Origin of the sequence: Pseudovibrio sp. FO-BEG1 (assembly GCF_000236645.1) — a bacterium.
Classification (GTDB): Bacteria; Pseudomonadota; Alphaproteobacteria; order Rhizobiales; family Stappiaceae; genus Pseudovibrio.
This window is the reverse complement of the sequence record NC_016642.1, coordinates 2,552,519-2,566,445: the sequence shown is the minus strand read 5'-3', so window position 1 is coordinate 2,566,445 and position 13,927 is coordinate 2,552,519. Positions and strand designations below refer to the sequence as shown.

Below are 13,927 nucleotides of genomic sequence, written 5' to 3'. Positions count from 1 at the left end.
GAATCTTTTTGGAAACACACGGGATTAGGCCCGGATTTCGAACTTATGAAATCACCCAATGCTAACGAGCCTGTTCCGTTGTCCCTAACATTGGACCCAATCGTCACTATATTAGATTTATTGGGGGACTGGAGATCACGATGCATATACTTGTTGATCGCATTACCGAAAAAACCGGGTTAGATCCCGAAAAGGTAGAACCTGCTGTAGGGATCATGCTGAACTTCATTGCTAAGAACAGCACCAGAGAAGAAGTCGAGACCTTACTGGAAGCCTTTCCAGCTGCAGAAGGTTTTCTGGCCATCGACGAAGCCACCGAAAACAAAGGTCTCTTTGGCGGTCTGGCCAGTAAGATGAATGCCAGTGTTGGTGTGCTTGCTGCCTTGAACGAAATGACCAGCCTTGGGCTCACTGTTGAGGATATTCAGAAAGTCGCTAAAGAGACTGTTGAGTATACTCGCGAAAAGGCCGGACCGGAGTTCACGGATGAAATCGTTGCCCGTGTGCCGGGGCTTGCTGAAATCACCTAGCAAGGTGGTTACTGTTACTATTGGATCAAGATTTTGGGTGCTCGATAGTTGAGTGCCTAAAACGCAAAGAAGCAGGCCCATCGGGAATGAGCCTGCTTTTCTTATGCTTACGATAAGCTTTGTCAGATTTTGATCTGACCGTACCGCAACGCTTCAACCACCGTATGGGTTTTGTTGGATGCGTTGAGCTTGGCGCTTGCGTTCTGTAAGTGCGCGTGAACTGTTCTTTGAGAAATCTCCAGAAGCTCAGCGATTTCATGGGCTGTCTTGCCCAGCGCTGTCAGTTCTAGAACACGACGCTCACGGGCTGATAAATCGCCCGGTCTTTGATCCGAGATTACACCCAGCTCAAACAGACGGCGGAAAGCTGCGGAGCAGACTATTTCCAATGATGCCAGATCGTAAGGTTCAGCAGCGATCTGATGCCCAGCGCCGACTACCATTGCCTGGAATGGATGAAGCGCATCTACCGGGATCACCATGACCCGAGCGCCCTCGCCTATTGCGGCAAAAAGCTCAGAGTTACCGGTATCTGTGCCGGAAACTGACCAGACAACCGGACGGTTGCCGGACAGGCCGAGCATGAGAGCGCTATCACCAGCGCTCAGGGTTGTCCGCTCAACACCGCCATTTCTCTCATCCGGCCAACGGAACCTATGAACCAAACTGTCAATTGTTCGGTTTGGCATAGGAAGACCTGTGATGAGGATATGGGATGCACCCAATCGTCTTAGATAGGACTCCACAATGTCCAGAACGGGTTTCGCTGCCCGTGCTTCTGAAATCGCTTTTACCTTTGCTTCGATATCTGAAGTATCGTTCATTTGCCCTGCCTTCCCGTTTCTATCCGCGCAGCACTCGCTCTTGTGTCGCCGGATTGAAGACGCACTTGCCCACCTGACATACCGGAGGCATGCCAACTCACTTTCGCAAACCCATTGTTTGCGCAGGTAAATTCGAAAACTCTCAGTCTTGAATGGCGGCTCAGCGCAGGAGGGCGACTTTACGGAGCATGGCCTTGGCCAGTTCTCTCGTATTGAGTAGTTGTTCGCACGCCTGTTAAACGCTGTCTTTGTTCGTCGCGGGCAATTCTTAGAGTTGCCTCGCGCTGACAAGATGTCACCATCTCATGTATGCTTGTATTACTCTCAGACCACTTGTTCTTACAGCAATCTCGGCAATACCGTCATTCTCATTTTCGGAGGTAGATCAACTAACCTCTAAGTATTCAGAGCACCTGTAAATAGTGCCCCCACTGTTGCCCCATAAAACTCACTACTCCAACAGTTTTACCTAGGAGCTAATTGGCAGTAATTCCGAAAAATCTATAGTAAGAGTACGAAACTACTGCTTAGCTCTCGGCAATAGTAACAGCGTTACATGCCCTAGGGTCAATTGCGACAAGTTTAGGATAAATTAAGCTAATGCGAAATCTATCCAGCCTTTGTCACATCAGTAGTTCTGCAATTTACGCAGTGTTTGAGGCAGTTGTTTTCCAATCTCGTCCTAACGCATAGCTTGAAACCATCAAAGGTTCCTTCGTATAAAGTTACCAGAAGGACATGGGATGGACATGCAAAACATTGATTTTCCAAGCGATTTCCTAGAAGCAACACAAAGTGACTGGGAAGCATCTGCTCTGCGTGCCCTTAAAGGCGCCGCTCTGGATGCACTAAACACACCAATTGCAGGTGGCCTTGAGAACAAGCCGCTATACCAAGGACGCACCGACAGCGCTCCATTGCAATTGAGGGAGAGCTCTCGCCCTTGGAAGATCATTCAACGCAGTGATCATCCCGTCATTTCCGAGGCCAACACCCAGATGCTGGAAGACCTGGAAGGCGGGGCTGATGGCATCGAGCTGGTTTTGCCTGCTTCTCCGCGTATTCTTGGCGGTGGACTGAGCGTTCAGCGTATTGATGACATGCTGAAGCTGCTTGATGGTGTAAAGCCTGATCTCATCGATTTCCGCCTTGAATGTGGCTATGAAGGCAGCGCGACCCTTGCTTTGCTGGTTGAAACCTGCAAGCAGCTGGGCGTTCCTTCTGACCAACTGACTGTTCAAGGTGTCTCTGATCCTCTCAGTGTATTTGTCAGCTCCGGTCGGGTTCGCAACTCCTTTGAGCGCCTTGAGCAGCGCGCTCAGGACCTTGCGGGATACGCTCGCAACAACGGTATTCAGGGCAGCCTGCTTCGCGGTGATGGCCGTTGCTATCACGACACGGGCGCCAATAGCGTTCAGGAGCTGGGCCTAACCCTTTCCAGCCTGCTTTACTACATGCGCATACTGGAAAAGGGCGGCATTCCTGCAGAAGACCTGCCCAAACACGTTTCTGCCTGCCTGAGTGCGAGTGCGGACCAGTTTGGTACCATCGTTAAAGCGCGTGCAATGCGTCAGCTGTGGGCCCGACTGCTGGATGCTGCGCAGATGCCATCCCAAAAGCTGCACCTTCATATGGAGACCAGCTGGCGTATGATGAGCAAGCGTGATCCATGGGTGAACATGCTGCGCACCACAGTAGCTGCGTTTGCAGCCGGTATTGGCGGCGCTGACAGTGTGAGCGTGCTGCCATTCACCAGCGCTCTTGGTCTGCCAAATGCGTTTGCGCGTCGTATTGCCCGTAACACTCAGCTTATTCTGGTGGAAGAAAGCAATCTGGCGCAGGTGAGTGACCCAGCTGCCGGTAGCGGTCTTGTTGAAGAGCGCACAGAAGAGCTGGCCAATGCGGCCTGGGGTTACTTCCAGAAGATTGAGAAAGAAGGCGGTGTTCTTGAAGCTCTGCAATCTGGTTTGATCTATGCTGATGTTACCGCAGCGCGTGCGGAAGAGGATAAGTTGGTCGCCACTGGACGCCACCCTCTGACGGGCACAAGCGCCTTCCCGAACCTTGGCGAGGCAGATGTGGAAGTTCTGAAGGCAGATATGGATCAGATCGGTGAGATCGCGACCCGTAAGGACCTTCCGGAACCAAGCCCTGATGGACAGTTGATAGAAGCTGTTGCCAAAGCGCTGAGTGATGGTGCTGGGCTGGTCGATATTCAGGCAAGCCGTAAGCAGCTGGGTGACAATGATTGCCATGCCCTGAAGCTGACACGGCTGGCGACACCGTTTGAAAGCCTCCGGGACAAGGCAGAGGCCTTCAAGGAAACTCAGGGGAACTCACCAAAGGTGTTCTTGGCAACGTTGGGCCCTGTGGCTCAACATACCGCCCGTTCAACATTCACCAGCAACTTTTATGCTGCTGGCGGGTTCATCAGCGGTGGTGGCAAGCACTTTGAGAGCCTTGATGATCTGATCTCCTGTTTCCGCATCAGCGATGCGAAGATTGCGTGTATCTGTTCCTCTGACAAAGTTTACGAAGAACAGGCTGTTGCTGTTTTGAAAGAGCTTAAAGCAGCTGGCGCCAAGCGTGTGACACTGGCGGGTCGCCCGAAGGAGCTGATGGCGGAACTGACCGAGAATGGCCTTGATGGGACCATATACCAAGGCTGTGATATGCTTGCTGAACTGAAGACATGTTTTGAAGTGGTTGGCGTTTCGCTGGCTGATGAAGTGGAGGCAATTTGATGAGCTTGTTTCCTGACTACACCCAGGTTGATTACAAAGACAGCGCGGCCACCGCTTCCACTGACACGCAAGCGACTTGGGACACGCCGGAAGGCATTGCGGTGAAGCCAGCGTATGGTCCGCAGGATCTTGATGGCCTGACGTATCTGGACACTTGGCCGGGTTTGCCGCCTTTCATGCGCGGGCCGTATCCAACCATGTATGTTCAGCAGCCATGGACCGTGCGCCAGTACGCTGGTTTCTCGACTGCTGAAGATTCCAATGCTTTCTACCGCCGCAATCTGGCTGCCGGTCAAAAGGGTCTTTCCATCGCGTTCGATCTGGCAACCCACCGTGGGTATGATAGTGATCATCCGCGTGTTGCCGGTGATGTGGGCATGGCCGGTGTTGCCATTGACTCCATCTATGATATGCGCACGCTGTTCTCCGGCATTCCGCTGGACAAGATGAGCGTATCCATGACCATGAACGGCGCAGTGCTGCCGGTGATGGCGCTCTATATCGTGGCAGCAGAAGAGCAAGGTGTTTCTTCCGAGAAGCTTTCCGGAACCATTCAGAATGACATTCTGAAAGAGTTCATGGTTCGCAACACCTATATCTACCCACCTGCCCCATCCATGCGGATCATCTCGGATATCTTCGATTACACCTCGAAGAACATGCCGAAGTTCAACTCCATCTCCATTTCCGGCTACCACATGCAGGAAGCGGGTGCGACGGCGGATCTGGAGCTGGCATTCACGATTGCTGACGGCATTGAGTACGCTCGTGCAGGTGTGGCGGCTGGCCTTGATATTGATGCGTTTGCCCCTCGCCTTTCCTTCTTCTGGGCGATTGGCATGAACTTCTTTATGGAAGTTGCCAAGCTGCGGGCTGCTCGCCTGATCTGGGCGAAGCTGATGCAGGAGAACTTCCAGCCGAAGAACCCAAAGAGTCTGTCTCTGCGCACGCACTCGCAGACTTCCGGCTGGTCGTTGACTGCGCAGGATGTGTTCAACAATGTCATCCGCACCACTGTTGAGGCGATGGCAGCGACACAGGGGCACACGCAGTCTCTGCATACCAACGCATTGGATGAAGCGCTGGCGCTGCCGACTGACTTTTCTGCGCGCATTGCACGTAACACGCAGCTGTTCCTGCAGCAGGAAAGTGGGACGACGAAAACCATCGATCCATGGGGCGGTTCCTACTACGTTGAGCGCCTGACTGCGGATCTGGCAGCCAAGGCCCTAAAGCATATCGAAGAAATCGAAAGCCTTGGCGGTATGGCGAAGGCCATTGAAAAAGGTATTCCGAAGCTTCGTATTGAAGAAGCTGCTGCAAAAACACAGGCCCGCATCGATAGCAGACACCAGACAGTTGTAGGCGTGAACAAGTTCCGTCCTGATCGTGAAGATGAGCTTGAAGTGCTCAAGGTGGACAACGAAGAGGTTCGCGACAAGCAGATCAAGAAGCTGAAACGCCTGCGTGAAGAACGCAATGAAGACGAGACACAAGCAGCTTTGAAAGCTCTTGAAGATGCTGCTCGTTCTGGTGAAGGCAACTTGCTGGACCTTTGCGTGAAAGCAGCCCGCGTGAAGGCTTCTGTTGGCGAAATGTCTTTGGCCATGGAAAATGCGTTTGGTCGCCATAAGGCAGAAATCAAGTCCATTGCTGGCGTTTATAAGCGCGAGGTTGGTGAAATGTCTGAGAGCATCTCCAAAATTGAGCAACTGGTTGACACGTTTGAAGAAAACGATGGTCGCCGCCCGCGTATTCTTGTTGCCAAGATGGGACAGGATGGTCACGACCGCGGCCAGAAGGTGATCGCCTCAGCCTTCGCTGACCTTGGCTTTGACGTGGACATTGGACCGCTGTTTGCGACGCCTGAGGAAGCTGCTCGTCAGGCGGTTGAAAACGATGTGCACATCGTTGGCGTTTCCTCCCTTGCTGCAGGTCACCTGACCCTTGTGCCTGCGCTTAAGAAGGCGCTGGCAGATGAAGGCCGTGAGGACATCATGATCGTTGTGGGCGGTGTTGTGCCTCCGCAAGACTATGATGAGCTTTATGCGTCCGGCGCTTCTGCGATCTTCCCTCCGGGGACCGTGATCTCAGAAGCTGCTGAAGGGTTGATCCACGAACTGAACGAAAAGCTGGGCTACGAGCCGCAGCAGGCTGCTGAGTAATCACCTCTGCAGTTGATGATTGCGTTTAGCGAAGGCGGGATGCTTGTTCTCGCCTTCGCTTTTTTATTTCCGCGCTACTCGACAGGAGGATGGGCAAGACAGATTTGCTGCTCTCTCCTTCATCATTCGCTGGTCTCACGATGTTAGGCGGCTGTCTCTGACCAGCTGGCAAATGCCTGCAATCTAAGCTGCAATGAACCCTTAATGTTTCAAGCTCATATAGGTGAGGTGAAGGAAACAGGTCTCCTTCCATATCAGAACTCCCAGTCATCAGGCGAATAACAATGTTTAAAGAAGCTCTTGAACTCGGTGGTTTGGCAGTCGTTACAGGTGCGGCAAGTGGGGTGGGCAAAGTTGCCGCCCTTCGGTTTGCTCAGCGTGGGCTCGGCGTGATGCTTGCAGATCTTCCCGGTGCACGACTTGACGCGGCAGTTGATGAGGTTCGTTCTCTTGCGTCTGAGGGTGCCACTGTGATTGGCGTTCCGACGGATGTTTCCAATGAGAGCCAAGTGAACGCTTTGGCGGACAAAGCCTTTGAGACTGGTGAGATCGCCGTTCTCATGAACAATGCCGGGATCGAGATACCTTCTTCAAGCTGGGGGGAGATGGAGAACTGGAAGAAGCTCCTCTCCGTGAACCTGTTTGGCGTGATTTATGGTGTTCATGCTTTTCTACCGCGTATGTTGGAGGCAAATCGTCCAGCTGTTGTGATCAACACCGGCTCCAAACAAGGGATCACAACACCTCCCGGTAATCCAGCTTACAACACGACCAAGGCCGGGGTGAAAGTCATCAGTGAACAGCTCAGCCATGAGCTGCGAGAGGCGAATGCCCCGATCTCAGTTCACCTGTTCGTGCCGGGCTTTACTCATACAGGCATCAATATCGCCCAGTATCCGGAAAAACCAGCAGATGCATGGACCAGTGAGCAGACGGTTGATTACTTCCTTGAGCGTATGGCTGAGGGCGACTTTTACGTTCTGTGTCCTGACAACGCCGTAGATTCAAAGACCGATCACCTCCGGGTCTCCTGGGCAGCCGGTGATATCATCGGAAACCGCCCTGCTCTCTCCCGCTGGCATCCAGACTATGCCGAGCAGTTTATCAGCTATCAGAAAGCCGGGAAGATCTCTTAGTTTTGGGAAGTTATCTGGAGAAACGAGCATTGCAAACTCTGGTATTCTCCTAATCCATTCCTACATGAGTTAAGCGCTCATAAGTTTATGAGCTCGGGCACTTCGATCTAGGCTTGTTGCTGCGGATCGGGATTTTTGGCGTGTGTTCTGCGCAAGGGTGGAGCGCACATTTGAGGATGAAATATGCTTACTACGACCACGAACACCATCGAGGGCAAAGAGATTTCCGACTACAAGGGCATTGTTCACGGTGAAGCAATCCTGGGTGCGAACGTTTTTAAAGACCTGTTCGCTGGTATTCGCGATATTGTCGGTGGTCGTTCCGGCGCCTATGAGGATGAGCTGAAGAAAGCCCGTCAGATTGCATTGCATGAGATGACCGAGGAAGCGGCCCGTTATGGTGCAAACGCTGTGATCGGTATCGACATTGATTATGAGACTGTTGGCAGCAATGGTTCCATGCTGATGGTGACTGCGACCGGTACAGCAGTTACCTATCGCTAACGCGTTTTTCTCTGCGTTTTCTTTTCCTAAAACCGGAAACTCCTTTTCGGGAACACGCACTAAAGTGTGAGCAGGGTTCAGCCCTGCCCCACAACTTCTCCAAGTCGCTGACTTGCAAAGGGGCGCCATCTGTTCAAGGTTGGCAGAAGAGATTCTTCTGACCGGACTTATTTGAATGAATGCACGCCTTGCTTCTTCCAGAGACAACATTGATGATCTTGCCGAGCGGCTGCTGAATGGGCAGCGCGCAGCGCTTGCACGCGGCATTACGCTTGTTGAATCCAAGAAGCCTGCCCACCGGGAGCAAGCAGAAGCCCTGCTGACCAAGGTCATGGGCTCCACCGGAAATGCATTTCGTATTGGCGTGACCGGCGTTCCGGGCGTTGGTAAGTCCACCACCATCGATACGTTTGGCTCCAACCTGACAGCTGCCGGGCACAAAGTGGCTGTACTGGCAGTTGATCCTTCCTCCACGCGTACTGGCGGCTCCATTTTGGGTGACAAGACCCGGATGGCGCAGTTGGCTGTTGATCGTAATGCATACATCCGTCCTTCCCCGTCTGCTGGCACGCTGGGTGGTGTTGCTGCCAAAACCCGTGAAAGCATGCTTTTGTGTGAAGCTGCCGGATTTGATGTGATCCTCGTTGAGACTGTGGGCATCGGGCAATCTGAGACGACCGTTGCGCAGATGGTTGATTTCTTTCTCGTTCTGATGTTGCCGGGTGCTGGCGATGAGCTGCAGGGCATCAAGAAAGGCGTGCTGGAGATTGCGGACCTGATTGCCGTGAACAAGGCGGAAGGCGATGGGTTGATACGAGCACGTTCGGCAGCCTCCGAGTATCGGGCTGCTCTTAACATTCTGGCACCGCGTTCCAAGCACTGGTCACCTCCCGTTCTGACTATCTCCGGCCTTGCCAATGAGGGGCTGGATGATTTGTGGGGCCAGTTAGGTATTTTTAAAGAACGGATGCAGGCCAGTGGTGACTGGGAGAGCAAGCGCGCAGAACAGCAACTGGCGTGGATGTGGGGCCTGCTCAATGAGAAGCTACAGACTGCCCTGAAAGCGAACCCGGAAATCAAAGCAGCACTGCCGGACGTTGAGAGCGCAGTGAAGTCCGGCAATCTGCCAGCCACGGCTGCGGCGAGTAAATTGGCGGCCCTGTTCGGGATCTGATCAAGCACTGGGGGACGTGATGGCAGAAGATCAAGAGAAGCTTTCAAGACGTGCCCTGCTTGGTGCTGGCGTTGTGGCTAGTGCCGGAACGCTCGTTGCGGCACAGGAGGCGCAGGCTGCCGCTCCCATAAAGCCAGCTGTTGTTGAGTTCCCCGCTCCTTCTTTTCAACACGATGTGTCAGAAGAGCTGCAAGCGGCGATGACTGATGCTGCTGCTCAAGGGCATATCCTTCAACTGGGTGCTGGCGACTATCAGGTCTCCGGGCTTTCGCTGCCCAGTGGTTTGAACTTACACGGTGTATCCGGTCATACACGTCTGGTGTTCAATGGGCACGGCTTGCTGCTGCAAGGTGTGCAGGCAGATGACATTACTCTCAAAGACCTCATATTTGATGGCGGTGATCAGCCGCTTTCTGACGAGGCCTCCTCTCTGTTGTGGTTCTCTCAGTGTGCACGGCTCAGCCTGACGTCCTGTGAGATAACCAAGAGCAGCAAGTCGGGTGTGGTGCTGGAGCAGTGCTCTGGGTCCATCATCGGGAACCATATTCATACGCACAGCGATGTTGCTCTTCTCAGCTATAATGCTAGCGCACTGCACATCGAGGGGAACATCGTTTCGGATTGTGGCAATGGCGGCATACTGGTGCATCGGTGGTCCGAGGGACATGATGGGTCGATCATATCGGGCAACCAAGTCTCCAACATCCGTGCCAGTGGCGGTGGGACTGGGCAGAACGGCAACGGCATCAATGTGTTCCGCGCGGATAATGTCACCCTCTCCGGCAACAAGGTGAGTGACTGCACGTTCTCTGCAATCCGGGCTAATACTGCGTCTAATGTCCAGATCCTTGGCAACACCTGTCACCGCTCAGGCGAAGTGGCCTTATTTGTGGAATTCGGCTTCCAGGGGGCTATTGTCAGCAATAATCTGATTGAGACAGCCGCCAATGGGATTTCCATAACCAACTTCCGCGAGGGTGGGCGTTTGGCCGTGTGTTCCAACAATGTGCTGCGGGACATCACTGGTGCGGGACCTTATGAGAAGGACAATCCGACCTTTGGTGTTGGCATTGCGGTTGAGGCCGATACCAGTGTAACCAGCAACGTGGTGGAGGGTGCGCGGATTATTGGCATTAATCTGGGCTGGGGGCCGTATATGCGTAACCTGATTGCTGCTCAGAACACTATTCGCTCAGCTCCTATCGGCATTGCAATCAGCCTTGCAGCGGATGATCAGAGTGCTCTCATTTCCCAGAATATCATTGCAGGTTGCCCCGTGAATATCGCAGGCTTTAAATGGGATGAGCAGGCCAGTGGTGATCTAGCGTTTTCTGCGGAGGATCTGCCATGCTCCATTCGCGTGACAGACAATCTTGTAAGCCCAGTTTAGGGAGCTGGCAGGAAGAAACCTCCCTGCCCTTACCAAATCAAATGGTGTTCAGCAGACGTTTGAAGTCAGCAACCGGGCGGACTTCACCGACGAGGATATCGCGGCGGTTCTTCAGCTGCTGATGTTCCCAGGTGCGCAGGCCTTTTTCTTCTTCCTCGGAGAGGCCCAGCAGTGATCTGATGGTGGCTGCCATCATGACTTCCGCACCACGTACAGAACCGTCTTCACACTTCAGGGTCACACCAAAGCCGAGTTCCGGCAGGGCTGCACAGAAGACCCCTTCTGCGCCCACTTTCACGAAGACGCGGCCTTTGAAGATGTCCATGATCTCCGTGCAGAAGCGGTTCTTACCGGCGACCATGTAAGGCTCGTTTACGCAGGCCTCATACAGCACTTCCGCTGCATTGGCGCGGATCGGGTCAAGGCCAACACCGGTTGCGAAGCGGGCGAATGCCAGAGCGGTTTTCTGCTGGTCCATAGCGTAGGTCGGGATAGAGCAACCGTCTGTTCCGCAGACATCCAGGGCCAGAACTCCACCGCTCATCTGCTCCAGCACATTGCGGATTTCTGCCTGGACCGGGTGATCGAAGTCGATGTAGTTTTCGGTTGGGATGCCAAGGGTTTTGGCCATTGCCAGGAAGCCAGCGTGCTTACCAGAGCAGTTGTTGTGCAGCTGACATGGGCTGTCATCGGTTTTGACGATCTCGACACAATCATCCATGTGCTTTGGCCATTGCGGGCCGCACATGAGGTCTTGTTCAGTCAGACCAGCTTTGAACAGCATCATGCGGGCAGACTTGGCGTGGACGTCTTCGCCGTTGTGGGAGGCGCACGCCAGAGCCAGTTCGGCATCGTCAAAATTCAAAGCTTCTGCGGCACCGGATTCCACCATTGGGATTGCCTGAAGGGCTTTGATGGCGGAGCGCGCAAAGATGCCCTGCTCTACATCACCTGCACCAAACGCCAGTTTGCCATCAGCATCAACGATGGCGATTGAGCCACGGTGGCGGCTCTCGACAGTGTTGCCTCGCGTCACTTCGACGAGTACGGGATTATCCATTCACTCAAACTTCCAAGGATTGGCTCTCAGGCCCTATGATTGATCGCAGTAGCGGGCTGTCGTCCTTGCGTGGCAGGTCCGCTCCGGCTCTTTATGTCTGCATACTCTATTTTTCAGGGTAGAGCTACATTTGTGATTTTGCCCTTGTTGCACAGGTCGTTAACCGGGCATTCGCTGGTGTTGCCCAGTTTCAAAGCCTCAAGAGACGGCCATTTCGCCCATCCATACCTGCAGACGGCCGAGGGCTTCGTTCAGCACCTCATCTTTTTTGCAGAAGCAGAAACGAACGAAGGTTTGCGGGCCTTTAGTGCCGTAAAAGGCGGAGATCGGAACGGCGGCGACACCGGCTTCCTCAACCATCTTCTGGCAGAACTCGACGTCATTCCCTTTGAAACCAAGCGGCGCAAAATCGCAGGTGACGAAATATGTGCCTTCGCATGGAAGAACGCGGAAGCCCATGTCTTCCAGTGGTCCTGAAATCAGGTCGCGTTTGGCTTTCAGCTCGCTTTCAAGAGAGACGTAGTAGTCGTCATCCTTGTTCAGTCCGTAGGCCACTGCCTTTTGCAGGTTTGGTGGGGTGGTGAAGGTGACGAACTGGTGGGCTTTGGCGATTGGTTCCAGCAGGTTTGGAGCAGCAGTGATGTAACCGACTTTCCAGCCTGTCAGAGAAAACGTTTTGCCTGCGGAGCCAATGCGGATGCAGCGATCACGCATTCCCGGAAAGGTCATAAGCGGTGTGTGCTTCTCATCAGAAAACACGATGTGTTCATAAACTTCGTCGCAAATGGCGTAGCAGTCAAACTCAAGGCACAGGTCTGCAATCAGTTGCAGCTCGTCTTTGCTGAAGACCTTGGCGCTTGGGTTCATAGGGTTGTTGAGCAGGATGGCTTTGGTCTTGCTGGAGAAGGCCTTGCGCAGCTCGTCTTCGCGCAGCTCCCAGCTTGGCGGGGTGACTTCGACAAAAACCGGTGTGGCGCCTGCCCGTTTAACCAGTGAGAGATAACAGTCGTAGAGCGGCTCGATGAGGATGACTTCGTCGCCCGGCTCAACCAATGCGAAGATGCTGTCAGCGAGCGCTTCGGTGGCGCCGGAGGTGACGAGCACTTCGGTCTGCCAGTCCACATCCAGATCGTAAAAGCGCTTGTTGTTCTCAGCGACGGCCTGTCTCAGAGCTGGCACACCTAGCATAGGCGGGTACTGGTTTGGCCCTTCCAGAAGTGTATCGGCTGCAACCTGCCGAACATCCTGAGGGCCATCGACATCAGGAAACCCCTGGCCAAGATTGATGGCCTTATGCTCCATTGCCAGACGGGACATACGCTCAAAGACGGTCGTTTCCAGTCCCGTAAATATGGAGTTTGTTGGTTTCATCAGGTCTCTCCCTCACATGCCGCGGATCGCATCACGCCAAGCTAACGGCCCGGCTGCATCCTGCAAAGTCTGCAATAGATGCATTTTCTGCGTATTTCCACATAAAGGCACCGGCAATTCAGCTAAAATAGATGAACTGGCTGAACCCATGAGGCTGGTATGCCTGAGAAAACACCAGTAGCACCGCTCGGATTTTTCCGGCAGTGTTGAAGCTGGAGTTCCCGAGTTAATCGGGGTGAGCAAGGCGGCAGGCAATACCTGCGCTACTTGTTAGATATGTTTCTTCGGCATTGGCTACTCGCCTTGCCCGGGCTTTCTTTGGATGAACAACGTCGCCTCTTTTGCCTATAAGGCACGATAGCCGGTTTCCCGGAAAGACAATGGCTTGTCCAGTCAGGTTTCCCTGCCCAAACAGTTCCTCCGTCTTTGACAGACACATCAGCAAAAGCAGGTTGCCCTGCCGGTGCATCAACACCCGTCACCGCGTGATACCCTATATTCCCGGGCCCTTCCCCTCAAACCATGCGGCCACGTTTGAAGTTCGGTTCACCGGACCACCGAAAGCTGCGTTACCTCTTCCGATAGCCCCGCCCAGCCTACGACACACTGACGGTCGCTCCGCCAGCAGCCCGTTACGTAGGCATAGGTTTAGTATGGGCATGGTTTTGAGAGAGGGGGATAAGTTTTTTGAGCAACCCGCCATTCGCGCCGGTGTCATCCCGGCCATCGAGCCGGGATCCATACCCCCTTGTCTCGCTGTTTAACTAAGGCCTTAGCCAATCTCTGATACTGGGGTTATAGGTCCCGGGTCTACGCTGCGCTTCGCCCGGGATGACGGCGGGTGGAAGCTGCAATGGCTAAGATGGTTTCCAAAGCTGGTTAATCCGTCCCATCAAGTTCCGTCGAGAATCACTAAGCTGTTATTTTCAAAGGAAAATTGCTCTACCTCGCAGGGAGGTTATCAGCAAATAGCAAGAGATGTCCCGATCGCAAACTCCCACCTCGCGCATAGCTATTATGTGTGGGGGG

10 protein-coding genes are annotated in these 13,927 nt (G+C 53.6%); 7 read left to right on the top strand and 3 right to left on the bottom strand.

All coding sequences use genetic code 11. The annotated features are described in order from the left end of the window. Positions 1-140: 140 nt before the first annotated feature. Entirely contained in the window at positions 141-530 is a 390-nt protein-coding gene (locus PSE_RS11785) for a hypothetical protein (protein ID WP_008549768.1), read from the top strand. Positions 531-652: 122 nt separating this feature from the next. Here PSE_RS11785 and PSE_RS27660 read toward each other — a convergent pair whose 3' ends face one another. Next, positions 653-1,354 carry a LuxR C-terminal-related transcriptional regulator gene (locus PSE_RS27660; RefSeq protein WP_008549561.1) on the bottom strand — a complete coding sequence of 234 codons (702 nt, stop codon included), beginning with the start codon at positions 1,352-1,354 and terminating at the stop codon, positions 653-655. Positions 1,355-2,103: 749 nt separating this feature from the next. Between PSE_RS27660 and PSE_RS11775 the strand changes: the two genes are divergently transcribed. From PSE_RS11775 to PSE_RS11750, 6 genes are all read left to right on the top strand, one after another. Beyond that, the gene (locus PSE_RS11775) at positions 2,104-4,098 is read left to right on the top strand and encodes a methylmalonyl-CoA mutase family protein (protein WP_148266139.1); all 1,995 of its coding nucleotides are present in this window, start codon (positions 2,104-2,106) and stop codon (positions 4,096-4,098) included. Next, entirely contained in the window at positions 4,098-6,263 is a 2,166-nt protein-coding gene (gene scpA, locus PSE_RS11770; RefSeq protein ID WP_014285076.1) for a methylmalonyl-CoA mutase, read from the top strand. The genes PSE_RS11775 and scpA overlap by 1 nt, the downstream gene beginning before the upstream one ends. A gap of 284 nt (positions 6,264-6,547) precedes the next feature. Continuing rightward, positions 6,548-7,399 carry an SDR family NAD(P)-dependent oxidoreductase gene (locus tag PSE_RS11765; protein WP_014285075.1) on the top strand — a complete coding sequence of 284 codons (852 nt, stop codon included), beginning with the start codon at positions 6,548-6,550 and terminating at the stop codon, positions 7,397-7,399. Positions 7,400-7,582: 183 nt separating this feature from the next. Further along, positions 7,583-7,903: a heavy metal-binding domain-containing protein gene (locus PSE_RS11760; RefSeq protein ID WP_008549564.1), complete on the top strand. Its 321-nt coding sequence runs from the start codon at positions 7,583-7,585 to the stop codon at positions 7,901-7,903. Positions 7,904-8,078: 175 nt separating this feature from the next. Further along, entirely contained in the window at positions 8,079-9,077 is a 999-nt protein-coding gene (gene meaB, locus PSE_RS11755; RefSeq protein ID WP_014285074.1) for a methylmalonyl Co-A mutase-associated GTPase MeaB, read from the top strand. Positions 9,078-9,096: 19 nt separating this feature from the next. Further along, the gene (locus PSE_RS11750) at positions 9,097-10,467 is read left to right on the top strand and encodes a TIGR03808 family TAT-translocated repetitive protein (RefSeq protein ID WP_014285073.1); all 1,371 of its coding nucleotides are present in this window, start codon (positions 9,097-9,099) and stop codon (positions 10,465-10,467) included. A 37-nt stretch (positions 10,468-10,504) separates the two neighbouring features. Here PSE_RS11750 and PSE_RS11745 read toward each other — a convergent pair whose 3' ends face one another. Both PSE_RS11745 and PSE_RS11740 read right to left on the bottom strand, forming a co-directional pair. Next, positions 10,505-11,527 carry an asparaginase gene (locus PSE_RS11745; protein ID WP_014285072.1) on the bottom strand — a complete coding sequence of 341 codons (1,023 nt, stop codon included), beginning with the start codon at positions 11,525-11,527 and terminating at the stop codon, positions 10,505-10,507. A gap of 198 nt (positions 11,528-11,725) precedes the next feature. Continuing rightward, a complete protein-coding gene (locus PSE_RS11740; RefSeq protein WP_014285071.1) occupies positions 11,726-12,898 on the bottom strand; it encodes an aminotransferase in 1,173 nt (390 codons plus the stop codon). Positions 12,899-13,927: the final 1,029 nt, after the last annotated feature.